At 72.7% G+C, this 25071-nt stretch carries 21 protein-coding genes and 1 pseudogene; 6 read left to right on the top strand and 16 right to left on the bottom strand.

The features are described from left to right. Positions 1–81: 81 nt before the first annotated feature. The 8 genes from JNO44_RS37025 to JNO44_RS37060 form a co-directional block, all read right to left on the bottom strand. Positions 82–1473: a hypothetical protein gene (locus JNO44_RS37025; protein WP_205368408.1), complete on the bottom strand. Its 1392-nt coding sequence runs from the start codon at positions 1471–1473 to the stop codon at positions 82–84. Beyond that, positions 1470–2162, bottom strand: a complete 693-nt coding sequence (locus tag JNO44_RS37030; protein ID WP_039629850.1) for a DUF6084 family protein — start codon at positions 2160–2162, stop codon at positions 1470–1472. Before JNO44_RS37030 ends, JNO44_RS37025 begins: the two co-directional genes overlap by 4 nt. Then, positions 2159–2806 (bottom strand): DUF5947 family protein, encoded by a 648-nt coding sequence (locus tag JNO44_RS37035; RefSeq protein ID WP_205368409.1) that lies wholly within the window; start codon positions 2804–2806, stop codon positions 2159–2161. Before JNO44_RS37035 ends, JNO44_RS37030 begins: the two co-directional genes overlap by 4 nt. Beyond that, complete coding sequence (locus tag JNO44_RS37040) at positions 2803–3351, bottom strand: hypothetical protein (protein WP_205368410.1); 549 nt, start codon at positions 3349–3351, stop codon at positions 2803–2805. The genes JNO44_RS37035 and JNO44_RS37040 overlap by 4 nt, the downstream gene beginning before the upstream one ends. Next, the gene (locus tag JNO44_RS37045) at positions 3348–5129 is read right to left on the bottom strand and encodes a nickel-dependent hydrogenase large subunit (RefSeq protein WP_039629857.1); all 1782 of its coding nucleotides are present in this window, start codon (positions 5127–5129) and stop codon (positions 3348–3350) included. The genes JNO44_RS37040 and JNO44_RS37045 overlap by 4 nt, the downstream gene beginning before the upstream one ends. Positions 5130–5196: 67 nt before the next feature. Next, positions 5197–6279, bottom strand: a complete 1083-nt coding sequence (locus tag JNO44_RS37050; protein ID WP_205368411.1) for an NADH-quinone oxidoreductase subunit B family protein — start codon at positions 6277–6279, stop codon at positions 5197–5199. A gap of 157 nt (positions 6280–6436) precedes the next feature. Beyond that, complete coding sequence (locus JNO44_RS37055) at positions 6437–7147, bottom strand: DUF4232 domain-containing protein (protein ID WP_205368412.1); 711 nt, start codon at positions 7145–7147, stop codon at positions 6437–6439. Between the two features lie 500 nt (positions 7148–7647). Then, entirely contained in the window at positions 7648–9450 is a 1803-nt protein-coding gene (locus JNO44_RS37060) for a 2-isopropylmalate synthase (RefSeq protein ID WP_205368413.1), read from the bottom strand. 185 nt (positions 9451–9635) lie between these two features. On the opposite strand from JNO44_RS37060, the gene JNO44_RS37065 reads away from it, so the two are divergent. Then, the gene (locus JNO44_RS37065; protein ID WP_205368414.1) at positions 9636–10340 is read left to right on the top strand and encodes a FadR/GntR family transcriptional regulator; all 705 of its coding nucleotides are present in this window, start codon (positions 9636–9638) and stop codon (positions 10338–10340) included. 134 nt (positions 10341–10474) lie between these two features. On the opposite strand, the gene JNO44_RS37070 is transcribed toward JNO44_RS37065, so the two are convergent. Both JNO44_RS37070 and JNO44_RS37075 read right to left on the bottom strand, forming a co-directional pair. Beyond that, on the bottom strand, positions 10475–12859 hold the full coding sequence (locus tag JNO44_RS37070) for an MFS transporter (protein WP_205368415.1): 2385 nt from the start codon (positions 12857–12859) through the stop codon (positions 10475–10477). 432 nt (positions 12860–13291) lie between these two features. After that, the gene (locus tag JNO44_RS37075) at positions 13292–13990 is read right to left on the bottom strand and encodes a ScbR family autoregulator-binding transcription factor (RefSeq protein WP_205368416.1); all 699 of its coding nucleotides are present in this window, start codon (positions 13988–13990) and stop codon (positions 13292–13294) included. A gap of 226 nt (positions 13991–14216) precedes the next feature. On the opposite strand from JNO44_RS37075, the gene JNO44_RS37080 reads away from it, so the two are divergent. Continuing rightward, on the top strand, positions 14217–15152 hold the full coding sequence (locus JNO44_RS37080; RefSeq protein WP_205371202.1) for a ScbA/BarX family gamma-butyrolactone biosynthesis protein: 936 nt from the start codon (positions 14217–14219) through the stop codon (positions 15150–15152). A gap of 217 nt (positions 15153–15369) precedes the next feature. After that, on the top strand, positions 15370–16134 hold the full coding sequence (locus JNO44_RS37085) for an SDR family oxidoreductase (protein WP_205368417.1): 765 nt from the start codon (positions 15370–15372) through the stop codon (positions 16132–16134). 63 nt (positions 16135–16197) lie between these two features. Here JNO44_RS37085 and JNO44_RS37090 read toward each other — a convergent pair whose 3' ends face one another. The 3 genes from JNO44_RS37090 to JNO44_RS37100 all read right to left on the bottom strand — a co-directional run bounded on the left by JNO44_RS37090 (position 16198) and on the right by JNO44_RS37100 (position 18597). After that, positions 16198–16707, bottom strand: a complete 510-nt coding sequence (locus tag JNO44_RS37090; protein WP_205368418.1) for a methylated-DNA--[protein]-cysteine S-methyltransferase — start codon at positions 16705–16707, stop codon at positions 16198–16200. Further along, entirely contained in the window at positions 16704–18182 is a 1479-nt protein-coding gene (locus JNO44_RS37095) for a DNA-3-methyladenine glycosylase 2 family protein (protein WP_205371204.1), read from the bottom strand. Before JNO44_RS37095 ends, JNO44_RS37090 begins: the two co-directional genes overlap by 4 nt. A gap of 187 nt (positions 18183–18369) precedes the next feature. Next, positions 18370–18597, bottom strand: coding sequence for a hypothetical protein (locus JNO44_RS37100; protein ID WP_039629879.1), 228 nt, complete (start codon positions 18595–18597; stop codon positions 18370–18372). Positions 18598–18768: 171 nt separating this feature from the next. On the opposite strand from JNO44_RS37100, the gene JNO44_RS37105 reads away from it, so the two are divergent. Continuing rightward, positions 18769–20031 carry a cytochrome P450 family protein gene (locus tag JNO44_RS37105; protein WP_420882772.1) on the top strand — a complete coding sequence of 421 codons (1263 nt, stop codon included), beginning with the start codon at positions 18769–18771 and terminating at the stop codon, positions 20029–20031. 248 nt (positions 20032–20279) lie between these two features. Here the strand turns inward: JNO44_RS37105 and JNO44_RS37110 are convergent, their stop codons facing one another. The 3 genes from JNO44_RS37110 to gcl all read right to left on the bottom strand — a co-directional run bounded on the left by JNO44_RS37110 (position 20280) and on the right by gcl (position 24043). After that, entirely contained in the window at positions 20280–21200 is a 921-nt protein-coding gene (locus JNO44_RS37110) for a 2-hydroxy-3-oxopropionate reductase (protein ID WP_205368419.1), read from the bottom strand. A gap of 77 nt (positions 21201–21277) precedes the next feature. Beyond that, the gene (locus tag JNO44_RS37115) at positions 21278–22117 is read right to left on the bottom strand and encodes a TIM barrel protein (RefSeq protein WP_205368420.1); all 840 of its coding nucleotides are present in this window, start codon (positions 22115–22117) and stop codon (positions 21278–21280) included. Positions 22118–22261: 144 nt separating this feature from the next. Beyond that, complete coding sequence (gene gcl, locus JNO44_RS37120; RefSeq protein WP_205368421.1) at positions 22262–24043, bottom strand: glyoxylate carboligase; 1782 nt, start codon at positions 24041–24043, stop codon at positions 22262–22264. A gap of 397 nt (positions 24044–24440) precedes the next feature. Between gcl and JNO44_RS45340 the strand changes: the two are divergent. Continuing rightward, positions 24441–24575: pseudogene (locus JNO44_RS45340) on the top strand (response regulator); the annotation flags it as partial. Between the two features lie 71 nt (positions 24576–24646). Further along, a complete protein-coding gene (locus tag JNO44_RS45345) occupies positions 24647–24988 on the top strand; it encodes a winged helix-turn-helix domain-containing protein (RefSeq protein WP_275695785.1) in 342 nt (113 codons plus the stop codon). Positions 24989–25071 lie beyond the last annotated feature (83 nt).

The raw sequence follows: 25071 nt of genomic DNA on the forward strand, positions 1-25071 counted from the left end.
GGCCGGGTGGGAGGGGCACAGTGCGGCCCGGCGGGAGGGGCACAGTGCGGCCCGGCGGGAGGGGGCGGGGCGGGGCGCTGCTCACTCGTCCTCCAGGGGCGCGAGTTCGTCGGGTTGGAAGTAGAGGAACCGGCCCTGTTCGCGCCGGATGTCGGCGCCCGGATCGCCCTCGACGGTCACCGCGAGGTGCACCCCGCCGTCCACGTCGTGCAGCACGGCCTCGACGCGCGCGGCGCGCCCGTGCAGGAAGAGGTCCTGGGCGTCGGTGCGACGGCGGCCGGGGCGCAGTTCCACCCGGCTGCCGGCGCCGACCGAGCGGCCGTCGATGCTGATCCGGTCGGTCAGCGGGTCCACGTCGCGGTCGCCGCCCGGGTCCCACCAGGGGGTGTCCGGGCGGGCCGGTTCCGGGTCCGGGGCGGTGACCTCGCGCAGCGCCCGTACGGCGCCGTGCAGCCGTTCCAGCACCTCGGGGGGCATCCCGTCGGCGAGGTCGATCACCTCGGCGGCCCGCGGGTCGGTGCCGCGGGCCTCGCGCTTCTCCTGGTCGGTGAGGGTCGCCGTGCGCAGGGCGAGGATCTCGTCGATCTCCAGGGCGTCGTAGAGCGCGCCGGGGCTCTCGGGGGCGATGGCCGGGTGGTCCTCCAGGATGATCGGGGCGGACAGCACCACCTCGGCGCTGCCGGGCGGGCCGGCCAGCACCGGCCAGGTGTGCTCGTTGCGGCAGCCGGCGACCGCGCCCCGGGCCCATTCGGGCGGGTCGGTCTGGGAGAGGAACCGGCCGGCGCTCAGGCCGAGGAGGAGGTGGGCGGCGACCAGCGAGCGGGGCAGCGCCGCGTCCCGGTCGTCCGCCGCCGGGGCCGGGGCCCAGCCGCTGGTGTTCTCGACCGTCGCGGTCAGTCTCAGCACCGCGTACGGGCCCTCGATCTCCTGCGCGGTCAGCCGCAGCACCCCGCGGATCTCCTCGCGGCGGCGCACCAGTCGGCCCACCGGCCGCCCGTCGGCGTCGTGCACCGGCTCGGTCTCCTCGCCGGCGGGCCGGCTGAACGGGACGGTGACGCCGTCGCCGGCCAACTCGGCCACCGGGACGTCGATGGGGCAGCGCTCCTCGATGCCCTCGTCCCAGGGGACCAGCACCCGGTCCGGCAGCTCCAGCTCGGCAACGGTGGTGAACTCCCCATCGGAGTCGAGGCGTTGGACGGTACGCCGCTGGGTGCGCAGAAAGCGCAACTCGGCGGTGAGCCGGGCTCCGGAGCGCGGCTCCATGAGGCATTCGGTGCGCTGGTGGGAGTGTTCGGCGTGGTCGGCGCCCCAGCCGGGCGGTACCAGGACGCCGAACTGCCAGCGCAGCCGGTTCTTGGCGGCGGACGCCCGGTAGGGGTACAGGACGTAGCCCTCGAACAGCACGGCGTCCGCGACCTGCCGGGCGGTGGCGAAGCGTTCCGCGAGCGTGGCGGTGGGCGCCGGCGTCGTCACGGTGCGGTCCTCTCGGTGGCGGGGCGGGCGACGGCGGGGAAGCCGCGTGGCCCGGGCGTGGTGCCGTCCGCGGCGGCCAGCAGCGCCTGGACGGTGGCCTCCCAGGACGGCAGGGCGTGCCGGGACCGGAACGCCAGCAGCGCGTCCAGGCTCTCCTTGGGGAGGCGCAGCCAGCCGCAGCCGGGGAAGTGGGTGTCGGTCATCTCCCGCCACACGGCGGCCGGGAGCCGGCACTCGGCCTCCTTGTGCCAGGGCACCGGGAAGACCTGGAAACCGCTCGGGCCGGCGAAGACGGTGCCGGAGAAGAGCAGCAGCAGCGGCACCTCGCCGTCGCGCAGGGCGTGCATGTAGCGGCCGGCGGCCACCTCCAGGTCGTAGCTGCACGGGACCGGCAGGTCCACCTCGGTCTCGCCGGTGAAGCCGGGGACGACGAGGGAGACCTGTGCGAACTGGAGGGGTTTGAGGGTGCTGCCCCAGCGGGACCGCGCGCCGAAGAGGTCGGCCAGCGCGGCGGCCTCCTCGGGGTCGTAGTCGCGCCGGGCCGGTTCGATGCGGAGCTGGCAGCGCAGCGCCAGGGCGTGCACCCGGGCGTCCCCGGCGGCGGTGATCCGCAGGCGGAAGAGGAGGGTGGGGGCGGCGGCGTAGCGGTCGGCGCGGACGCCGGTGCAGACGAAGGACAGCTCGGTCACGGCCGTCGGGCCTCCTCGTGCGGTTCCCGGGCCCGCCGGGCGACGTCGGCGAAGAAGTCCGCGAGGGCGGCGCGGGCCTCGGCCCCGCCGTCGAAGCCCCGCCACAACATCCGTAGCCGGCCGGTGAGTTCGTAGGCGAGATCGACCGGGATCAGGTGACACTCGATCCGGTCCTCGGTGCGGCGCAGCAGCAGGGCCTCCACGTCGGGGGCGAGGAGCCCGGCGAGTCGGGTGGCATCGAGGACGGCCTGCCAGGCGGAGGGTTCCAGTTCGCTCTCGGTGGCGCCGGCCGGGCTGGGGTAGAGCGCCACCGCCCGGCCCAGCGCGGTGTTGTCCAGCAGGAATGCGACGCCGACGGGGATCCGGAGCCGGTCCCAGACCATGTCGTCCAGGCGGTGGTCGGGGTCGGACAGGAAGCGGTCCGGGACGGTGCGGAACTGCCCGCCGGCGGCGCCGGCCCGCTCGAAGAGCAGCGCGCAGGGCGGGCAGGCGCAGGCCAGCCCGCGGTTCCTGGTGTCGACCAAGTGGCGGTGGCGGCCGGCGAGTTCCATGCCGCACAGTTCGCAGCGTTCGGGTGGCGGGGGCGCGGGGGCCCGGAAGCGCCGCAGGCCGCGGTGGGCGGCGGCGGTCGGCGGGGCGCTCACGGCACCGGGGCGGCGGTCGGCGGGCGGCGCGAGATCTGGAGCAGCGGGAGTTCCGGCGCGGCGCGGCGGGTCTCCCACGCGACCGAGGCCACCTCCGGCGCGAAGCAGGACAACGCGCCCTCCACCGCCGGCCGGTCGACCGCCCCGCCGCATCCGCAGCCGCCCGATCCGCTCTCCGCCAGCCGCAGTTCCCCGATCTCCGGGGCGAACTCCGCGACCTCGACCGCGTCCTGGCTCCGTACGCTCGCCAGCGCCCGGTCGATGCGGGCGGCGGCGTCCTCCGGATGCAGGTCGTGCAGCACCAGCAGGCTGCTGACCAGGGCGTCGCCCAGCAGCGCGGCCCGCGGCCCGTCGGCGCCGGTGCGCCGCTCGACGAGGTGCATGATGCGGGCCAGTCCGGCGCCGTAGAAGTCCATCAGGACCCGGACGAGTTCCTCGGCGGTCGCGGCCGTCGCGGCGTCGCCGTGTTCGATGAGTCGGTCCAGCAGTTCCTCGACCCGGCGGCCGGTCAGCTCGGCGTCGGGGGCGGCGACGGGCGCGGTCATCCGGCGAGTCCGCTCAGCCCGGTGGGGACGTGCATGGTCTCGACGGTCCGGCCGCCGACGTACATGTGGACGCCGCACGGCAGGCAGGGGTCGAAGCTGCGCACCGCCCGCATGATGTCGATGCCCTTGAAGTTCTCCGGGGTGTTCTCCTCGAAGATCGGGGTGTTCTGGACGGCGTCCTCGTAGGGGCCGGGGGTGCCGTAGGAGTCGCGGGTGCTGGCGTTCCAGGGCGTCGGTGGATAGGGGTGGTAGTTGGCGATCTTCCCGTCCCGGATGACCATGTGGTGGGAGAGGACGCCGCGCACCGCCTCGGTGAAGCCGCAGCCGATGGACTCGTCGGGCACCTCGAACTTCTCCCACGTCTGGGTGCGTCCGGCGCGGACCTCCTCCAGCCCCTGCTCGGCGAAGTGCAGCGCCATGGCCGCCGCGTACGCCTGGAAGTAGGTGCGGGCGCGGTTGCGCTCCAGCGCGTTGCTCCACTTCGGGATCTTCCACTCGAAGCGGGCCTCGGGCCGGGTCATGCTGCGCGGCAGGTCGATGACGACGCTGTTGCCGGTGGCCTTGACGTAGGGGGTGTCGACGAGGCCGGAGAGGGCGGTGGACCACAGACGGGCGATCGGGCCGCCGCCGGTGTCCAGGGCCAGGTGCTCCTTGCCGTCGAACCAGCGCGGCGACATCACCCAGCTGTACTTGTCGTCGAAGTCGCGCTTCTGCGGGGCGGGGATGGTGTGCTGGTTCCAGGGGTGGCGGGCGTCGACGGGGTTGCCGAGCGGGTCGTGGGTGACGAACTTCTCCTGCCCCTCCCAGTCCTGGTAGTAGGAGCTGCCGAGCAGGATGCGGATGCCGAGGTTGATCTCGGTGAGGTCGTTGGTGACCAGCTTCCCGTCGACGATGATGCCGGGGGTGACGAACATCCGCCGGCCCCAGTCCGACATGTTGCGGTAGGTGAAGTCGCAGTGCTCGGGGTCGTTGAGGGCGCCCCAGCAGCCGAGCAGCACCCGCCGCCGGCCGACCTCCTCGTAGCCGGGCAGCGCCTCGTAGAAGAAGTCGAAGAGGTCGTCGTGGAGCGGCACCACGCGCTTCATGAACTCGACGTAGCGCATCAGCCGGCTGAGGTAGTCGGTGAAGAGCTGGACGCTGGCGACGGTGCCGACGCCGCCCGGGTAGAGCGTGGAGGGGTGCACATGGCGGCCCTCCATCAGGCAGAACATCTCCCGGGTGTAGCGGCTGACCTGGAGCGCCTCGCGGTAGAACTCGCCCTCGATGGGGTTGAGCGAGGTCATGATGTCGGCGATGGTGCGGTAGCCGTGGTCGCCGGCGTGCGGGGCCTCGGTGCGCTGGGCGAGCTCCCAGACGCCCGGGTTGGTCTCGCGGACCATCTTCTCGCAGTAGTCGACCCCGACCAGGTTCTCCTGGAAGATGTTGTGGTCGAACATGTACTCCGCGGACTCGCCGAGGTTGATGATCCACTCGCCCAGGTGCGGGGGCTTCACCCCGTAGGCCATGTTCTGGGTGTAGACGGAGCAGGTGGCGTGGTTGTCGCCGCAGATCCCGCAGATCCGGCTGGTGATGAAGTGCGCGTCGCGCGGGTCCTTGCCGCGCATGAAAACGCTGTAGCCGCGGAAGACCGATGAGGTGCTGTAGCACTCGGCGACCCGCTTCTGCTTGAAGTCGATCTTGGTGTGGATACCCAGGCTGCCCACGATCCGGGTGATCGGGTCCCAGGACATCTCCGTCAGACCGCTGCCGTCGCCGGCCGTCTTGGTCTTCGCTGCCATTGTCTGTGCCATGCCCTTCTTCGCTTGCCGAGGTGGGGATCTGACGGAGCGTCGGGTCAGGGTGGGGTCACCAGGGCCGGCGGTAGCCGGTGGTCAGCTTCTCGCCGCGGTGCCGCCACTTGGGCTCGTGGTCCACGGTCCGGGCCGTGATGCCGCGCAGCCGGCGGACAACGTTGCCGTACGCGGTACTGGCGGTGCTGGAGAGCTTGGCGCCGGGCGGCTCGTCCATGAACGGCATGAACTTGTCGGGGAAGCCGGGCATGGTGCAGGCGATGCAGACCCCGCCGACGTTGGGGCAGCCGCCGATGCCGTCCATCCAGCCCCGCTTGGGCACGTTGCATTTGACCACGGGACCCCAGCAGCCGACCTTCACCAGGCACTTGGGCGAGTCGTACGTGGTGGCGAACTGGCCCTGTTCGTAGTAGCCGGCCCGGTCGCAGCCCTCGTGCACGGTCTCGCCGAAGAGCCAGGTGGGCCGCAGTTGGTCGTCCAGCGGGATCATCGGGGCCGCGCCGGCGGCCTGGTAGAGCAGGTAGACCAGGGTCTCGGCGAAGTTGTCCGGCTTGATCGGACAGCCCGGGACGCACACGATCGGGATCCCGGCCTTGGACTTCCAGTCCCAGCCCAGGTAGTCGGGCACGCCCATGGCGCCGGTCGGGTTGCCGGCCATGGCATGGATGCCGCCGTACGTGGCGCAGGTGCCGATGGCGACGACGGCGAGCGCCTTGGGGGCCAGTCGGTCGATCCACTCACTGGTGGTGATCGGCTGCCCGGTCTCGGGGTCGTCGCCGAAGCCGCACCAGTAACCCTCCGGCTTGATCGCCTCGTTGGGGATGGAGCCCTCGACGACCAGCACGAACGGGTCGATCTCACCGCGCTCGCCCTTGAAGAACCACTCGATGAAGGTGTCCGCGCCCTGCACCGGACCGCATTCGAAGTCGATCAGCGGCCAGTGGACCTGGACCTTGGGCAGGCCCGGCAGCACGCTGAGCGCGATTTCCTCGATGCTCGGCTGGGTCGCGGCGGTCAGCGCCACCGAGTCGCCGTCGCAGCTCAGGCCGGCGTTGATCCAGAGGACGTGGATCGGGGGCTCATCGTCCTTCTCGGCGGCCGGGGCGGGCCCGGTCGCGGTGGCAGGTGCGGCATCCATGGCGTTACGCCTCCTCGGCGAGGTGGGCAGCGGAAGCGCTCGGCACGGCTTCCGTCCACCTTGGTAACACCGCCCGGGAGGCCACGAGAGCCGACAGGGGCCGTTCCGGTGACGCACCAGCACCGGAACGGCCCCATGGCCCGAGGAGGGTCTGCCGTCAGGACGGCACACCGGCCTCCAAGGCGGTGACGGTGAACGTGCCGCCGCACACCCGCAGCCCACCGCTGTTGGTGGTCATGGACTCCTTGGAGCCGGGCGGGTAGACGAAGACGATCTGCGAGTCCTTCCAGCAGGGGATGTCCGAGACACCGTCGTTGACGGTGTGCAGCACGGCGTGCGCGCTCTGCCCGGGCTGGAGCCGCACGCTGCCGCCGGCGCCGCCCTCGCGGGAGGCGGGCGTGCCGACCGCCGAGCCGTCACGCTGGATCAGCGAGACGCCGGGGTAGCCGCGCAGCGAGCACGCCTTCTTGCCCTTGTTGGTGAAGACCAGCGGGACCCGGATGTTGCCCGCGCCGACGTCGGTGCGCCCCAGGCGCAGCGACATGTTCTCCGCGGTGCAGCGGTCCGAGGCCGTCATGGCCGAGGGGTTGGCCTGGCTGGCACTGGGGACGCCGGAGGTGCCCGCGGAGGGCTTGGCCACGCTGGACGGCCGGGCGGCGTTCCCGGCGGACTGCGGGCTGCCACCGGTCGACGGCGCGCCCTGCGCCCGGCTCGCGCTGGAGGTGGCGGGCGCGGCGGCCGACGAGGACTGGGACGACGCACTGTCCGCGCCGTTCTGGCAGGCGGAGAGCGTCAACGCGGTGACGGCGATCAGCGATCCGGCGGCGACACGGCGGCCGCGGCCGAGGGTCTTGATGGTGAGCGACATGAGTCCCCCTCGTCTGGTAGGTGGGTACCCTCGTGAATGTGGGTGCGTACGGTCCGTCCGTTGCTCTTCCAGCGTGCTCCCGGGCACTGCCGGTCCGCTAACGAGGCACTAACACCCCGCTAACGAGGCCGCGCGCCCGGTACGGCGCTGCCCCGGCGGCCTGTGTGACCAGCCGGAACTCCGGTGTGCCGCCCAGGCTCGCAGAAATCTCTGCGGTTGCGGACGCGGCACTACGAGGTTCGGCCGTTTCAGCCTTCCTGCGCACCGTCCCCGGAAGACCCCTTCCGCCCCTGGTGCCCCGCGCGACGGGCCCATGCCCCTGGTAAGTGCGCAGGGCCGGGCCCTGGGCATCGATGCTGGTGATGCCGCGGTGCGCCCGGGGCGGACCGGGGGTCCGCACTCGACCGAAATCCCACCATAGGGAGTAGAAGAGACGCTTCCCTTGACGCCGGGGTTGCACGAGAACGGCACTTTTCGGCCTCCGGAGCCCGGTTCGCGGCTCAGGTCGGACCGGGGCGACCGGCCTTCGCCCGCGCCGCCCGGTTGACAGCCGCCAGGACGGCCCGTACAGACGCGGTCAGCACGGAGGTGTCCTGGCCCGCGCCCCAGGTGGTGTCCCCGTCGATCCGGCAGCGGACGTAGGCGACGGCGGCACTGTCCGGCCCGGCGGCGGTGGCGTGCTCGGCGTAGGCGGTGATGTCCACGGGGTGGCCGGCCGCGGCCAGGGCGTCGGCGAAAGCAGCCAGCGGCCCGTTGCCGCGCCCCTGGTACGTCCGCAGGTCCGCCCCGCCGCCCAGTTCGCAGCGGACCAGGTGCTCCCCCGGCGTCGGCTCACCGGCGCTCCAGGCGCCGAGGGTCAGCGGGCCGTCCACGCCCGGGGCGAGGTAGCTGCTGCGGAACAGCTCCCACAGGTCCCTCGGGGTGAGTTCCTGCCCGCTGTCGTCGGTCGCGCGCTGCACGGTGCGGGAGAACTCCGGCCGCAGGTCCCCGGGCAGGTCCAGCCCGTAGTGGGCGTGCAGGAGGTGGGCGATCCCGCCCTTGCCCGACTGGCTGTTGACACGGATCACCGCCTCGTAGCCGCGGCCGAGGTCGGCCGGGTCGACGGGCAGGTACGGCACGTCCCACGGCGCCTCGGCCTCGGGGACGCCCAACTCGGCGGCGCGCCGGGCGTGGTGGGCGAACCCCTTGCCGATGGCGTCCTGGTGGGTGCCGGAGAAGGCGGTGTGGACGAGGTCGCCGGCGTAGGGGTGGCGGGGGTGGACGGGCAGCCGGATGCAGTCCTCGACGGTGCGGCGGACGGTGTCCAGGTCGGAGAAGTCCAGCATCGGATCGACGCCCTGGGTGTACAGGTTGAGGGCCAGGGTGACCAGATCGACGTTCCCGGTGCGCTCGCCGTTGCCGAACAGGCAGCCCTCGATGCGCTGCGCTCCCGCGAGCAGGCCGAGCTCGGCGCAGGCCACGCCGGTACCGCGGTCGTTGTGCGGGTGCAGGGAGAGGATCACCGCGTCCCGGCGGGCCAAGTGCCGGTGCATATAGGCGATCTGGTCCGCGTACACATTGGGCGTGGCGATCTCGACGGTGGCCGGGAGGTTGTGCGTCACCGGGCGGTCCGGGGCGGCGTCCCAGAGCGCGGTCAGCCCGTTGCAGATCTCCAGCACCAGATCGGGTTCGGTCAGATTGAAGACCTCGGGCGAGAACTGGAACCGGATGTCGGCGTGCGGACGGGCGTCGGCCAGCCGCGCCATCAGCGTCGCGGCGTCCCGGACCATGGCGTGCACCTCGTCCCTGGTGCGGCCGAGGACCACCTCGCGCCACGTGGGAGCGGTGGCCGTGTAGAGGTGGACGACGGTGCGCGGCAGCCCGTCGATCGCCTCGAAGGTCCGCTCGATCAGCTCCTTGCGGGCCGGGGTGAACACCACGACGGTCACGTCGTCGGGGACGGCGTCGCTCTCGGCCAGATGCCGTACGAAGTCGAAGTCGGTGCGGCTCGCGGAGGGATAGGCGACCTCGATCTCCTTGAAGCCCATGGCGACCAGCAGGTCGAACAGCCGGCGCTTGCGCGGGGTGTCCATCGGTTCGGCCAACGCCTGGTTGCCGTCGCGCAGGTCGACCGGCACCCACAGGGGCGCCCGCTCGATCCGGGCGGCGGGCCACGAGCGGTCGGTGTGCGGCACCTCGACCCGCTGGTGGGCGGGCCGGTAGCGGTGGGCCGGCATGGCGCTGCCACGCTGCGGATTCCAGGCCGGGGCCGTCGCGGGCACCGGCCCGCGGGGCGTGCGGACGGTGGGGAAAGTGCGGGACATCGCGTTCCTTCACAGAAGCCGGGGGGGGGAGAGACCGGCAGCACCGAACCCCGCGGCGGGGTGCCGGTCGTGTCAGGCCCCGCCGCGGCACCCGAGGAGGAGGCCACGCAGCGTCATGGCGGGTACACTAACCACGAATTAACTCCTCAGACAAGCTGAGGAGTTATGAGGACAGGAGAAACGGGATGCCGCTGGAAGCCCTCCGCCCCAGCCCCCTGGTCGAACAGGCCGCGCAACAGCTGCGCGACCAGATCACCGGCGGACACTGGCCGGTGGGCAGCAGGCTCCCGGGCGAGACGACGCTGGCCAAGACCCTCGGCGTCGGCCGCTCGACGGTCCGCGAAGCGCTGCGCGCACTGGCCGGCGCCGGAATGGTGCAGCCCCGCCAGGGCGCCGGCGTCTTCGTCATCGCCGCCGAACCCACCGAGGACTGGCCGACCCGCCTGCGCCGCGCGGCCGTCGCCGACGTCTATGAGGTGCGCGCGATGGTCGAGGTCCAGGCCGCCCGCCTCGCCGCCGAGCGCCGCACCGAGGCCGATGTCACGGCCCTGTACGCGGCACTGGACAGGCGGCGGGCGGACGGCGCCGACGACGCGGCCTTCGTCGACGCGGACATCGCCCTGCACGCGGCGGTGGTGGACGCCGCCCACAACCCCGTACTGACCGACCTCTTCGGCCAGTTCGTCCCCGCCCTGCGCCAGGGCCTGATCGACCTCGTCCGGCTGCTCGGCCTGCGCGACCACGACCCGCACCACGGGGACGCCCGCCACGCCGCCCTCGTCGAGGCCGTGGCCGCCGGCGATGCCGACACCGCCGGCGACGTCCTCCAGTCCGAACTGGCGGAAACCCGGGCGCTCTTGTTGACGGGGCGCCCCGCGGAAGCCGGGTGACACCTCGTCAGGATTGTGCGAACGCCGCTGGAAGCGGTGCCGCCGGCACTGCCTGCGTCGGCACGGCCGTCGGCAGCGGCCCTCCGCGCTGACGAGGAATCACCGCGGGCCGGCGCACGCCACGGGCGGCACTCTCAGCGCTCCCGCTGCCCGGCCCCGCCCGGCTGCGCCAACTCCAGGTCCAGCCGCGCATCCGCGCCGCCCGCCAGGGATATCGGCGCGGCGTGCGGCGGATAGCCGGCCGCCGAGAGGGTGTAGTGGCGTCCCACCAGGTCCGCGAAGGCATAGGCGCCGTCCGGCCCGGTGACCGCGTGCCCGGCGACCGTCCCGTCCTCCAGCAGGGTCACGGCGGCGTCCGCCAAGGGGTGCCCGTCCGGCCCGCGGACCGTACCGCGCACGGTGCCGCCGGGCCGCAGCCGCACCTCCTGGTGGCGCGTATCGCCCCCGGCGCCGTCGACGCCGCCGCCCAACTGGACGGCATGCGCGGTCGGCTGGTGCCCCGGAGCGCTGAAGACGAGGGTGTAGGGCCCGTCCGGCAGTTGGGCGACCGTCCACCGCCCGTCGACTCCGGTCGTCGTGTGCGTCACCACGTCGCCGTGGGCATCGGTGATCACGACGCGCGCTCCGGTCAGCGCCGTCCCTTCCGGGCCACCGAGCACGGTGCCGGCGAGGCGGCTGCCGGTGGGCGTCAGCACCAGGTCCGCCCCGGCCACCGTGCCCTCGCCGGCATGCGCGGCGGAGACGGCCTGCGGGGCGTGTGCCGGGGCGGCGCCGGTCAGGACGTAGGTGCCCGCGGCCGGGGCGGCCAGCGCATAACTGCCGTCGGACGCGGCCGTGGTGACCCCGGCCTGCTGCCCGTGCCGGTCGATCAGGGTGACCGTGGCGCCCGGCACCGGACCGCCTGCGGTGTCCACGACCCGCCCCCGGAACCCGGCGGCCGGCTCGTCCGCCGCTCCCGCAGCGGGTGCGCTCCGCCCGGCCGCGTCCGCCGGGACGTCCGCCGCCGTGCCGGCCTCGTCCGCGCTCTGCGTCACCGGCGTCGCCCGCGCCCCGGCGGCCTTCCGCTGGGACGGCAGGAAGGCCGCCACCAGCACCCCGAGGGCGACCGCGGCGGTGGCGATCAGGAACGAGACCCGGAATCCGGCCATCGTGGGCACGGTGATCGGCCCCAGCGGCTCGGACATACGGGCCAGCACCATGCCGATGACGGCGCTGGACACGGACGTGCCGATCGAACGCATCAGGGTGTTCAGGCCGTTGGCCGCGCCGGTCTCGGACGGGTCGACGGCCCCGATGATGAGCGCCGGGAGCGAGGAGTACGCCAGGCCGATGCCCGCACCGACCACCACCGCGATGACGACCGTCTGCCAGGGGGCCTGCATCAGGCCGATCCCGCCGCCGTAACCGACCCCGATGACCAGCATGCCGAGCAGCAGCGAGACCTTGGGGCCGCGGCGGGCCGCGATCCGTGCGTACAGCGGTGCCACGAACATCATCGTCAGCCCCAGCGGCGCCACGCACAGCCCGGCCACCACCATCGACTGGCCGAGGCCGTAGCCGGTCGACGTGGGCAACTGGAGCAGCTGCGGCAGCACCAGCGAGATGGCGTAGAACGCCACTCCGACCGTGATGGAGGCGAGGTTGGTGAGCAGCACCTCGCGCCGGGCGGTGGTGCGCAGGTCCACCAGCGGGTCGGCGATCCGCAGCTCCATCACGCCCCACAGCACCAGGATCAGCGCCGCGGCCCCGAACAGGCCGAGGGTGCGGGGCGATCCCCAACCCCACTCGCTCGCCTTGGTGATCGGCAACAGGAGGGCGACCAGGCCGACCGACAGGCCGAGGGCGCCGGCGACGTCGAAGCGGCCGGGCGCCCGTACCGAGGTCTCCGGGACGACCAGCGCGGTGAGCAGCATCGACAGCACGCCGAGCCCGGCGGCGGCGAAGAACAGCGTGTGCCAGTCGGCGTGTTGGGCCACCAGGGCCGCGGCGGGCAGCGCCAGTCCGCCGCCGACGCCGATCGAGGAGCTCATCAGGGCCATGGCGGAGCCGAGCCGCTCCCGGGGCAGTTCATCGCGCATCAGGCCGATGCCGAGGGGTATCGCGCCCATCGCGAAGCCCTGCAGCGCCCGCCCGACGATCATGACGATCAACTGGTCGGTGAAGCCACAGATCAGCGAGCCCACGACCATGACGGCGAGACTCGTCAGCAGCATCCGCCGCTTGCCGTAGAGGTCGCCGAGGCGGCCCATGATGGGGGTGGCGACCGCGCCGGCGAGGAGGGTGGCCGTCATGACCCAGGTGGCGTTGCCGGGCGCGGTGCCGAGCAGGGTCGGCAGGTCCTTGATGACCGGCACGAGCAGCGTCTGCATCACCGCGACGACGATGCCGGCGAAGGCGAGCACCGGGACGATGCCGGCGTGCGTTCTGCGGTGTCCGCCCTTGGCGGGCGGGGGCAGTGGCGGCGCGGCGGCGGAGTCCGCAGCCCCCGCGGGGAGCTGGTCCGTCATCGTCTGGGTCATGCGTGCGGCCTCCAGGGCGGCAGGAGCGAGCGGAGAGGGTGCGCGGCGCGCGAACAGGGGCGTGGCCCCTTGATACGTGCATGGCGAACGTTTCAGCTCGGGGGCCTATTCCAAGCCATCCGGCCAGATCTCGGGCCCCGGACGGTGATCTCGCTCACGCCGACCACGCCCGGCCTCCGCCTGCACCAACACCCGTACGCGGCCCGCCCCTTCGGGCCCGCCGTCCCATCCATCGCCCCTCCCCCGGTCTCGTTCCGGACACGGGATCCAGTGAACCGCACACCACTGACAATCGACCGGACGAGGGATCAAGACTGGGTCAAGAGCGGAGCACGGGCGGCGGGGCCGCGCCCGGGACGGAACCGACGTATCAGCACACCCGGGGAACTTCCACCCCGCGACATCCGCACCCCGAGGAGCTCCCGCGGCGCGCTACGGCGCCGCGTTCTGCAGGTCCGCCTCCAGCGCGGCGGCGTGCTCCGCCTCCTCCGCCGCGCGTTCCCGGAGCTCCGCATCGAGCCGCGCACCCCGCTCCGGGTCGAGCCTGAGTTTGGCGAGAACGGCCGGCACCGCGATGGTGGGAAGGGTGTGCTCGAAGAAGACCAACAGCCGATGACTGACGTCGTTCTGGTCGGTGAACGCCTTGGACATCATCTGAATACCGGCGAAGGCACCGACGAACAGCTCCGCCGTGTCCCGCACGTTGACGCTCTCCAGCACTTCGCCCCGCGCCCTGGCCTCGTTGAGCAGACCCTCGACGAACGTGGTCCACGCCGACATCGACTGCTTGCGATCGAGTTGGTTGGCACCCGGCTCGATGGCGAGACGGGCGGCGCCGCGCTGGATCGGGTCGCGTCGCAGCCGGTATGCCAGGATCTGCCCGGCGTCCACGAACTCCTGGAGTTTGATCGGCTGCGGCCGCACGGCGATGTCGAGCACCTGCTCATGCAGCACGGCGAGCGCAAGATCTTCTTTAGAGGGAAAGTGGAAATACAAGGCACCCTTCGTCACGCCGGCGCGCGAGAGGATCTCGGCAATCGTCGCGCGGTCGAAGCCGTGTTCATCGAAGACCGCCGCGGCGGATTCCAAGATCACTCGCCGCGTCTTGATTGCGCGGTCCTGACGTGCCACAGAGCGCCTCCTGTCTGTCAAAGGCTCAAGCTTCTCAGCATTTCGCCACAGCTCAAGTCTCCTCCAGATCGGCGGATCGCCTTTGCCCGCACACCGGCATTGAAAAGAAAACCGGATGGTACGTATCTTAATCGTGTCCGGAGCTCTTCCGTAGAGACGCATAGGGGCTGTCATGAGCGACACGTTGCAGGCCAGCAGCACGGTTCCAGTCACGAGCCGACGCCGGATGCAGCAGGTCCAGAACCCCCCGGCCGCAAGCCGGCGGGGGTCCGACGCCAGTGCCCCGATCCCCCACGAGTTTCTGCACCGCCCCCTCGTGGAGGACATCCTGATCATTTCCTGGCTCCGACTGAGCCAGGACCGCTTCTCCGTGACCGCCCAGTGGCCGCATGATCACCTCTACTTCGCCCCCCACGACAACCGGCCCCATCCGATGCTGGCGGGAGAGACCATCCGACAGGCCGGACTGCTGCTCTGCCACACCGAGTTCGGGGTGCCGCTCGGTCATCACTTCATCCTTCACGACCTCGTCTACACCGCCGACCCCGCGCACCGCGTCTCCGGGAACGGGCCGACGCAGCTGAGCATCGACGTCGTGTGCAGCCAGACACGGATGCGCGCCGGCATGCTGTCCAGCAGCCGCTTCGACATGACGATCCGCAAGGACGGCCGCGTCGTCGCGACCGGCCACTCCCATGTCAGCGTCACCTCGCCGGCCGTCTACCGCCGGGTCCGCGGGGAACGGATCACGGCCCGCCACGTCCCCGGCCCGCTCCCCACCCCCGTCCCGCCGGGACTGACCGGCAGCGCCACCGAGAGGGACGTCCTGCTCTCCCCCGACGGGCAGCCGGGCCGATGGCTGCTGCGGATCGCGCCCGGCCACCCCACGGTCGTCAACCCCGCCAACGACCACGTGCCCGGACTGTCCCTGCTCGACGCGGCGCAGCAGGCCGCCCGCACGCTGACCGGGAGCAGCTCCTTCCTGCCCTACGCCTTCGGCACCGAGTTCCACCGATACGCGGAACACGGCCGCCCGTGTCTGATCGAGGCGCGGCGGAAGGTGCCGACGACCACCGGCACCACGACGGTCCTGGTCACCGGGGCCCAGGACGGCGAGCCGGTCTTCACCTCCGTCCTGACCGCCATGGATGCGCGCAGCTGACCGGACGGGCGGGCCGCCATCGAACCGCCCGTCCGAGCCCACCGCCGCATGGGCGCCGGCGCGCACGCGCCACCCCCCTTCGTCATGAGCCCGACCGGCTCATGCACCGTGTAGGCAGACGACATACCGGAACAACGGCCGGGCCGCCCGCACAGCACTCCCCTTTGACACGGCGGCAACCGACCGCCAGAAGCACTACGGAAGGCCGACAACGACCATGGGTGACCTTTACGGAAAGACCGCGCTGGTTACGGGATCCAGCCGCGGCATCGGGCGGGGCATCGCCCAGCGCCTCGCACAGGACGGTGCCGTGGTCGCCGTCCATTACGGGAGCAACGAGGGCGCGGCCAAGGAGACCGTCGAGGGCATCCGGGACAACGGCGGTCAGGCGTTCCTGGTCGGTGCGGAGCTGGGCGTCCCGGGCGACGCCGAGGCGCTGTTCGACGCCTTCGACGCCGGGCTGGCCGCGGCGGGCGCCGAACCCGGCCTGGACATCCTCGTCAACAACGCGGCGATCAGCCTGCCGGGACACATCGGCGAGGTGACGACCGAGGAGTTCGACCGGACCATCGCGATCAACACCAAGGCCCCGTTCTTCATCATCCAGCACGGTCTGCGGCGGATGCGGGACGGCGGGCGGATCGTCAACATCTCGTCCGCGGTGACGAGTACGGCCTTCCCCTCGACCATCGCCTACGGACTCTCCAAGGGCGCGATCGACACCCTCACCCGGACCCTCGCCAAGGACGTCGGCGAGCGCGGGATCACGGTGAACACCGTGGCGCCGGGATTCATAGAGACCGATATGAACGCGGCGATGCGGTCTACTCCCGAGGCACATGCGGCACTTGCCGCCATCTCGGTGTTCAACCGGCTCGGCCGACCCGCCGACGTCGCGGACGTGGTCGCCTTCCTCGCCTCCGACGACTCCCGTTGGATCACCGGCCAGCGCATCGACGTCACCGGCGGGTCGATGCTCTGACCGAACCGGTCCGCCGGTCCGGGTGGCTGCCCGGACCGGCGGGCGCGGCCGTGTTCGGCCGGCTCAACGGGCCGCCGGCACCGCCCCTTCGAGGCCGAGGAGCAGTTGCTTGCGGGCCAGGCCGCCGGCGTAGCCGGTGAGCGACCCGTCGGCGCCGATGACGCGGTGGCAGGGCCGGACCACCAGCAGCGGGTTGGCGCCGATCGCCGTCCCGATGGCGCGGACCGCACCGCGCGACGCCCCGATGGCCGCGGCGATCGCTCCGTAGGTGGTCGTCGTGCCGTACGGGATGGCCTCCAGCGCCGCCCAGACGCGCTGTTGGAAGTCCGTGCCGCGGGGGACGCACTCGACGGCGAACGGCTGCTGCGCCCCGTCGAAGTACGCCCGGAGCTGGCGGGCGATCCCGGCGAACGCGGCCGGGTCGTGCGTCCAGTCGTCCTGGACGACGGCCCCGCGCTTCTGACCCGGCACGGAGAGCGAGGCGAGCGCCGTGCCGCCGGGTGCGGTGGCGGACCGCTCGCCGACCAGCAGGAGTTCGCCCAGGGGGCTGTCGAGGGTGGCGTACAAGGTCATGCGTCGATCCGTTCTGTCGGGTTCGGGTGCCGTTCCGCGGTGCCGGCGGGGTCGGCGGCCCAGAGGTGGTGCGTCGCGTACGAGCACCAGGGGCTCCACACTGCCGGGTCGGTGCCCGCCGGCGGTGCGCCGAGGAGGACATCGGGGTCGCCCAGCGCCCGCATCCGGATGTAGTCGGCGGTCCACGGACCGATGCCGGGGAGCCCGCGGAGCGCGCGTTCGGCCCGGTCGCGGTCGGTCCCGGCGTCCAGGACGACGTCCCGGGCGGCGAGGGCGGCGGCGAGGGCGCGCAGCGCGGCGATCCGCGCGTCGGACAGGCCGAGCCCGGTGAGCGGCGCGTCCGCCAACTCGACGGCCCGCGGGAAGAGATGGCCGAGGGTGCCGGCAGGCCGTGGCAGCGGCTCCCCGTGCACGGCGACCAGGCGTGTGCCCAGGGCCCGTCCGGCGGCGGTCCCGGCCCGCCGGCCGAGGACGGCGCGCACCGCGAGTTCGTCCGGGTCCACGGTCCCCGGGGAGCGCAGTCCGGGGCAGCGGGCGACCAACGGGGCCAGCGCGGGATCCGCACCGAGGCGTTCGCCTACCGCGAACGGGTCGGCGTCCAGGTCGAACAGGCGGCGGACGCGCTGGGCGGCGGTGGCGAGGTCCCGCAGCTCGGTGAGGTGCAGTCGGCAGTCCAGCCAGCCGTCGCCGGTGGCCTCGTCGACCTCCGCGATGCCGGTGCCGTGGGGCAGCCGCAGGGTGCGCCGGTACGTCCGGCCACCGGGCTCCCCGGTGACCTCCTCGATCCCGCCGAGCGCCCGCTGTGCCAGGTAGTCGAAGATCTGCCGGGCCGCGTACGGGCCGCGGTACGCCAACCTCAGCGGCAGCACGCCGGGCGTGCCGGACGGGGCCGCAAGGCCGCCGAAGCGGGAACCGGGCCCGGGGCGGACCGCCCGCAGTCCGCTCGGGGTGAGCGCGTAGATCTCCTTGATGGTGTCGTTGAACTGCCGGACGCTGGCGAATCCGGCGGCGAAGGCGATCTCGGCGATCGGCAGGCCGGTGGTCTGCAGCAGCACCCGAGCGGTGTGCGCGCGCTGCGCCCGGGCCAGGGCCGCGGGCCCGGCGCCGAGCTCGGCGGTCAGCTGCCGCTGCACCTGCCGGGCGCTGTAGCCGAGCCGGTCGGCCAGCCCGGCCACGCCCTCCCGGTCGACCACCCCGTCGCCGATCAGCCGCATCGCCCGCCCCACGACATCCGCCCGGGCGTTCCACTCGACCGAGCCGGGGACCGCGTCCGGGCGGCACCGCCGGCAGGCCCGGAATCCGGAGCCCTGCGCGGCCGCGGCGGTCGGGAAGAAGGTGACGTTCCGCCGCCGCGGGGTGGTCGCGGGGCAGCTCGGCCGGCAGTAGATCCCCGTCGTCGACACCGCGAAGAAGAACGCCCCGTCGAACCTGGCGTCCCGGCTCCGCACCGCCTCGTACCTGCTGTCCTCGCTCATCACACCCCCACTGTGCGTCATTCCGCGCCACCACTCTGGCGGAAATCGGACACGGCGCTGTCGGCAGCCAGGAGGAACACGTCGAGCGACAACGGGTGCCCATGGATGCGAGCGGGGGGGGCCGGCGTGGGCTCGGGGGGGGGGAGGACGGGCCGGGCGCGTCTGGGAGGTGCCGGGCCGGGGCCCGTCACGGCGACGGCATCGGCCAGTCGTCCAGGGAGCCGCCGCGCCACTCGACCAGGCGGGGGTCGTCCAGTGCGATGTCCTCGGCGGGGCCGGCGACACCCGCGCGCCGGAGGAACTCCGCCACGTCGCCGCGGCCATGGGCCAGGCCGACGATCTGCCCGTGCACGGTCACCCGGCGTCCACCGGAGGGCGTCGGTGGGTGCACGATGACAGGCGGATGCTCGGACATGCCTCCAGCGTGCGCCGGGCTCCGCGCGCTCGCACCTCGGCGGTGGGATCTCACCCGGACGGCTGGGATCCGGACCGGACGGGGCGACCGGCGCCGGTGCGAAGGTGGTCACCGGGCCGGTACGGCAGGGCGGGCGCGGATCTGACGGCGAACGAGAGCACGAGGGTGGCAGTGAACAACCCCATGGAGTCGGCCGAGTTCTCCCGCAACCCCTACCCGCTGCTCGCCGCGCTCCGGGCGGGCGGCCCGGTGCAGCGGGTGCGGACCGGCAAGGACCGCACGACGTGGGTGGTGACCGGCTGGGCGGAGGCCCGCGCGGCGCTGGCCGACCGGCGGTTGTCGAAGGACACCGCACGGTACTTCGCGGACCGGCCCTCCGGACGCGATCTGGCACCGGCCGTCAGCCGGAGCATGCTCGCCACCGACCCGCCGGACCACGGCCGGCTGCGGAAACTGGCCATGGCGGCCTTCACCCCCGCGGCGGTGAGCCGGCTGGAGCCCCGCATCCGGGAGATCGCGGAGGGGCTGGCCGAGGCGCTGGCCGGAGCCGCGCAGGCGGCGGGCGGCGGCCCCGTCGATCTGGTCGAGGGGTTCGCGGCGCCGCTGCCGATCACGGTGATCTGCGAGCTGTTGGCGGTGCCGGACCCGGACCGGGCCGCGGTGCGCCGGTGGTCCGACGACCTGTTCGCGGCGGCGGATCCGGACACCGCCGACCGGGCCTCGCACGCCCTGGCCGGGTACCTGGCCGAGTTGATCGCGGCGCGGCGCGCGGCGCCCGGGGACGACGTGCTGAGCGGCTTGATCGCCGCCCGGGACGCCGGTGACCGACTCAGCGAGCCCGAACTCGTCTCGCTGGCCGTGCTGTTGGTGGTCGCCGGGCACGAGACCACGGCCAATCTGATCGGCAACGGCCTGCTGGCCCTGCTCCGCGACGACGCGCTGCGCGCCCGCCTGCGGGACGACGCGGGGCTGCTGCCCGCCGCGGTGGAGGAGTTCCTGCGGTTCGACGCGCCGGTGACGCTGGCGACCTTCCGTTACGCCACCGAGCCGTTCGACCTCGGCGGCGCCCGCATCGGGGCGGGGGACGTGGTCATGGTCTCGCCCGGCGGCGCCAACCGCGACCCGGCGCGGTTCGACGAGCCGGACGCGGTACGGCTGGACCGCCCGGCCCCGGGCGGCCACGTGTCCTTCGGGCACGGACCGCACCACTGCCTGGGCGCTCCGCTGGCCCGGGCCGAGGCCCGGATCGCATTCGCGGTACTGCTCGCCCGCTTCCCCGCACTGCGACCCGCCACGGACGGCCGGGACGCCTCCGCCGGCCCCGACGGGGTCAGTTGGCGACGGACCCGGCTCATGCGCGGCCCGGCCCGGCTCCCGGCGCTCCTGGGCCCGATCGCGGGCGGCACGAACGGGGCGCCGCCGGCGCTGCGTTGAGGCGAGGCGGCTCGCGGACGGCCCGGCCCGGCCGTTCGGCGTGCGACGACCCTCTTCAAGGCACCGGCGCCGCGACCGCAGTGCGGCGGTCGCGGCGCCGGTCGTCCATGGCCCGTCGCGGTCCGGGACCGCGGATCGGGTCGGCCCTTGCACCAGCCCTGGCTCCAGCGCTTGCTCCAGCCCTGGCTCCAGCGCTTGGTTCAGTCCTGGATGCGGACCTGGCTACAGACCTGGATCCGCACCCGGGTTCAGTCCTTGAGGTCGTATCCGGAGAGGCGTTCGACGCCGCGGAGGAGGGCGGAGTGGTCCAGGCCGCCGTCGCCCTGGGCGCGCAGGGAGGCCACGAGGGAGGCGACGACGGAGCCGACGGGCAGGGCGGCGCCGACGGTGCGGGCGGCGTCGGTGACGATGCCCATGTCCTTGTGGTGCAGGTCGATGCGGAAGCCGGGCTTGAAGTCGCGGTTGGCGAAGTTGTCCTTCTTGCGGGCAAGGACGGTGGAGCCGGCCAGGCCGCCGCCCAGGACGTCGAGGGCGGCGGGCAGGTCGACGCCGGACTTCTCCAGGAAGACCACGGCTTCGGCGCAGGCTTGGATGTTGACGGCGACGATGAGCTGGTTGGCGGCCTTGACGGTCTGGCCGGCGCCGTGCGGGCCGCACAGCACGATGGTCTTGCCCAGGGCTTCCAGGATCGGCTTGGCGGCGTCGAAGTCGGCCTGCTGGCCACCGACCATGATCGACAGGACGGCCTCGATGGCGCCGGCCTCGCCGCCGGAGACGGGGGCGTCCAGGACCCGGATGCCCTTCTCGGCGGCGTTCTTGGCCAGGTCGATGGAGGTCTGCGGGGTGATCGAGGACATGTCGATCAGCAGCGCGCCGGACTTGGCGTTCTCCAGGATGCCGTCGGGGCCGTAGGCGATGGCCTCGACGTGCGGGGAGGCCGGGACCATCGTGATGACGACGTCGGCGTCGGCGACGGCCGCGGCGATGTCGGTGGCGGCGGTGCCACCGGCCGCGGCCAGGCGCTCCAGCTTGTCGGCTTCCAGGGTGTAACCGGTCACCGCGTAGCCGGCCTTGATCAGATTCTCGGCCATGGGCGAACCCATGATGCCCAGCCCGATCCAGGCGATCGCCGGGCGGGTCGGGCGGGAGGAGTCGGCCAGGTTGCTCATTGGGAAGCCTCTTTCACACGCAAACGTAAAGGGGGAGAGGGGACGCCAGACAGCGGCAGGTGACGCGGGCGCCGGGGTCAGTGGGCGGCGCGCAGGGCCGCCGGGAGCCAGGTGAAGGACTCGGCGCTCGGGCGGTCGCCCGGCTTGTACTCCAGGCCGACGTAGCCGTCGTAGCCGGCCTTCTTCAGGCGGCCGAGCAACTCCTCCAGCGGGAGCGAGCCGGTGCCGGGCGCGCCGCGGCCGGGGTTGTCGGCGATCTGCACGTGTGCGGTCTTGGGCGTGTAGCGGTCGATGACCTCCGCAAGGTCCTCGCCGTTCATCGACAGGTGGTACAGGTCCATCAGGAACCGTGCGTTGTCCAACCCGGTGGCGGCGTTGACCGCGTCGACCACCTCGATCGCCTTGGGTGCCGAGACGATCGGACACGCCGGCGACTCCGGCGCGTTGAGCGCCTCGATCAGCAGCGTGCCGTCCACCTCGCCCACCGCCCGCGCCGCGAAGGCCAGGTTCTCCAGAGCAAGAGCATCCTGCTCCGCAGGCGTGGCGCCCTCGACGCGGTTGCCGTACAGGGCGTTGAAGGTGGTGCAGCCCAGCGACGCGGCGAACGCGATCGCCACCGGCACGTTCGCCCGGAACCTCTCCGACTCCACCCCCGGAACCGACAGCGCACCACGATCCGGACCCGGCAACCGCCCGGCGTAGAAGTTCAGCCCCGTCAACCGCGTCCCGGCATCACGCAGCGCATCGCCCAGCGCGTCCAGCTCGGACCGCTCCGGGGTCGGGGCGTCCACCCACGGCCACCACAGCTCCACCGCGGTGAAACCCGCCGCCCGCGCGGCCGCCGGCCGCTCCAACAACGGAAGCTCGGTGAACAGGATCGACAGATTGACGTTGAAGCGCGTGTCCGTGAAACCCATAAGGCCCGGCGCTCCTTCCGGATAGCGAATTTCTATTTTTGCTTTACGGGATTCTGCGGGCGCCGGGCACGGCGGTCGAGCCGCGCCCGGCATCCGGACCGGACCGGATCGGCCCGGAACGGGTCCGGAAACCGGCTCCGCCCGTCAGACCTTGAGCGGCTTGATCGCGGTGGGCGCGTGGCCGGGCTCGGTCGCGACCTCTTCCCACTCGTTGACCTTGTCGATCTCCGCGGCGGCCATGGAGATGTTGGTGATCCGCTCCAGGATCGCCTCGACGACGACCGGGACGCGGTGCTCGGCGGCCAGCTTCTTGGCCTCCTCGAAGGCGGCGCCCAACTGGCTGGGGTCGGTGACCCGGATGGCCTTGCAGCCCAGGCCCTCGGCGACCTTGGCGTGGTCCACGCCGTAGACGCCCAGCTCCGGCGAGTTGATGTTCTCGAACTCCAGGTTGACCTGGAAGTTGATGTCGAAGTTGCGCTGCGCCTGGCGGATCAGACCCAGGTAGGCGTTGTTCACCAGGACGTGGACGTAGGGAATCTTGTGCTGGGCGCCGACCGCCAGCTCCTCGATCATGAACTGGAAGTCGTAGTCGCCGGACAGCGCGACGACCGGGGTCTCCGGGTCGGCCTTGGCGACACCCAGGGCGGCCGGGATGGTCCAGCCGAGCGGGCCGGCCTGGCCGCAGTTGATCCAGTGGCGCGGCCGGTAGACGTGCAGCATCTGCGCGCCGGCGATCTGGGAGAGGCCGATGGTGGTGACGTAGCGGGTCTCCGGGCCGAACGCCTTGTTCATCTCCTCGTAGACGCGCTGCGGCTTCATCGGGATGTCGTCGAAGTGCGTACGGCGCTGGAGCTGGGCCTTGCGCTCCTGGGTGGAGGCGGCCCAGTCGCTGCGGTCGGGCAGCTTGCCGGCGGCCTTGAGCTCCTTGGCCACCTCGACGAACAGCTCCAGGGCGGCCTTGGCGTCCGAGGCGATGCCGTAGTCCGGCGCGAAGATCTTGCCGATCTGGGTCGGCTCGACGTCGACGTGGACGAACTTCCGGCCCTTGGTGTACAGGTCCAGCTTGCCGGTGTGGCGGTTGGCCCAGCGGTTGCCGATGCCGAGGACGAAGTCGGACTCCAGGAAGTTCGCGTTGCCGTAGCGGTGCGAGGTCTGCAGGCCGACCATGCCGGCGTTCAGCTCGTGGTCGTCGGGGACGATGCCCCAGCCCATCAGGGTCGGGACGACCGGGGTGCCGGTCAGTTCGGCGAACTCGACCAGCAGGTCGGACGCGTCGGCGTTGATGATGCCACCGCCGGCGACGATCAGCGGGCGCTCGGACTCGTTGAGGAGGGTGATCGCCTTCTCGATCTGGGCGCGGGTGGCGGCCGGCTTGAAGGCGGGCAGCGGCTCGTACAGCTCCGGGTCGAAGTCGATCTCGGTGAGCTGGACGTCGATGGGCAGGTCGATCAGGACCGGGCCGGGGCGACCGGAGCGCATCAGGTGGAACGCCTGCTGGAAGACGCCGGGGACCTGGGCGGCCTCCATGACCGTGGTCGCGGCCTTGGCGACCGGCTTGGCGATCGCGGCGATGTCGACGGCCTGGAAGTCCTCCTTCTGGATCACCGCGGTGGGCGCCTGGCCGGTGATGCAGAGGATCGGGATGGAGTCGCCGGTGGCGGAGTACAGGCCGGTGATCATGTCCGTGCCGGCCGGGCCCGACGTGCCGATGCAGACGCCGATGTTGCCCGGGTGGGTCCGGGTGTAGCCCTCGGCCATGTGCGAGGCGCCCTCGACGTGGCGGGCCAGCGTGTGGTCGATCCCGCCCGCGGCCTTGAGCGCCGCGTAGAAGGGGTTGATCGCCGCGCCGGGCACTCCGAAGGCGTTGGTCACGCCCTCGCGCTTGAGGATCTCCACCGCGGCGCGGGCGGCTGTCATTCGAGGCATCGAGTACTCCTGCGTCGACCTGTCACGGGCATCTCCGACCGAAGAGGCCGGGACTTAATTCCGCATCATGGAATTAATGTTTTGCTTTATGGAAGGAACGTAGAGCGCGACGTTCGACCCGTCAAGAGGCGATCGCGCTGCGACGGCAGTCGGGGGACGGCCCGGAGCACGGAAGAACCGCGCACCAGGCGAACGCCCGGTACGCGGCATGCGGCGGCCCGCTCGTGAGATCCACCGGCAGGGGCCGTCCCGCGCGTACCGTGGGCGGGTGGACCGTGCGCGCGACCGGCTGCAGGCCGTCCTGGAGGCCCTGCCACGGGCGGCGATCGTGCAAGGCGGCGACGCGCACGTGGTCGCCGTCAACCGCCGCTTCGTCCTCGCCGACGCCCCCGACCTCATGGTGCTCGACATCGGCCTGCCCGGCCTGGACGGCTGGCAGGTGCTGGAGCGCACCCGCGACCTGACCGATCTGCCGGTGCTGCTGCTCACCGCGCGCGGGGCGGAGAGCGACCGGGTGCGGGGCCTGCGGGCCGAGGCCGACGACTACCTGCCCAAGCCGTTCGGCAACGACGAGTTGCTGGCCCGGATCGAGGCCCTGTTGCGGTGCGCGGTGCCCGCGCGCTGGGCCGGGCCGCGCAGGACGAGGCGCTGCGGCTGGTGCCCGAGCGCCGCTCGGCAGTCTGGCGGGGCGCGGAGGTCCGGCTCAGCGACATCGAGTACCGACTGCTCCAGGTGCTGGTCCGCAACCCCGGCCGGGTGGTCACCACCGACCAGCTGCTGGACCAGGTCTGGGACGATCCGCAGGGCATCTGCCGGGACCGGGTGAAGTTCGCGGTGCTGCGGGTGCGGCGCAAGCTCCAGCAGGCGACGGGCGGCGCGGCGACCGACCCGATCGAGGCGGTCCGCGGGCTGGGCTACCGCTACCGGGGCGACGGGGACGGCTGACCGCGGCGCAGGACGTCGACCGGGGAGCGGCACCGCCGGCCGGGGAGCGGCACCGTCTGACCGGGGTCGGCGGACAGCCCCGC

Source organism: Streptomyces noursei, from assembly GCF_016917755.1.
Lineage (GTDB): Bacteria > Actinomycetota > Actinomycetes > Streptomycetales > Streptomycetaceae > Streptomyces > Streptomyces yunnanensis.

Coding starts and splice junctions, on each gene's coding strand:
- JNO44_RS37040 (WP_205368410.1), bottom strand. CDS start 3,351: ATGACCGCGCCCGTCGCCGCCCCCGACGCCGAGCTGACCGGCCGCCGG.
- JNO44_RS37045 (WP_039629857.1), bottom strand. CDS start 5,129: ATGGCAGCGAAGACCAAGACGGCCGGCGACGGCAGCGGTCTGACGGAG.
- JNO44_RS37050 (WP_205368411.1), bottom strand. CDS start 6,279: ATGGATGCCGCACCTGCCACCGCGACCGGGCCCGCCCCGGCCGCCGAG.
- JNO44_RS37055 (WP_205368412.1), bottom strand. CDS start 7,147: ATGTCGCTCACCATCAAGACCCTCGGCCGCGGCCGCCGTGTCGCCGCC.
- JNO44_RS37060 (WP_205368413.1), bottom strand. CDS start 9,450: ATGTCCCGCACTTTCCCCACCGTCCGCACGCCCCGCGGGCCGGTGCCC.
- JNO44_RS37065 (WP_205368414.1), top strand. CDS start 9,636: ATGCCGCTGGAAGCCCTCCGCCCCAGCCCCCTGGTCGAACAGGCCGCG.
- JNO44_RS37070 (WP_205368415.1), bottom strand. CDS start 12,859: ATGACCCAGACGATGACGGACCAGCTCCCCGCGGGGGCTGCGGACTCC.
- JNO44_RS37080 (WP_205371202.1), top strand. CDS start 14,217: ATGCAGCAGGTCCAGAACCCCCCGGCCGCAAGCCGGCGGGGGTCCGAC.
- JNO44_RS37085 (WP_205368417.1), top strand. CDS start 15,370: ATGGGTGACCTTTACGGAAAGACCGCGCTGGTTACGGGATCCAGCCGC.
- JNO44_RS37090 (WP_205368418.1), bottom strand. CDS start 16,707: ATGACCTTGTACGCCACCCTCGACAGCCCCCTGGGCGAACTCCTGCTG.
- JNO44_RS37095 (WP_205371204.1), bottom strand. CDS start 18,182: ATGAGCGAGGACAGCAGGTACGAGGCGGTGCGGAGCCGGGACGCCAGG.
- JNO44_RS37100 (WP_039629879.1), bottom strand. CDS start 18,597: ATGTCCGAGCATCCGCCTGTCATCGTGCACCCACCGACGCCCTCCGGT.
- JNO44_RS37110 (WP_205368419.1), bottom strand. CDS start 21,200: ATGAGCAACCTGGCCGACTCCTCCCGCCCGACCCGCCCGGCGATCGCC.
- JNO44_RS37115 (WP_205368420.1), bottom strand. CDS start 22,117: ATGGGTTTCACGGACACGCGCTTCAACGTCAATCTGTCGATCCTGTTC.
- gcl (WP_205368421.1), bottom strand. CDS start 24,043: ATGCCTCGAATGACAGCCGCCCGCGCCGCGGTGGAGATCCTCAAGCGC.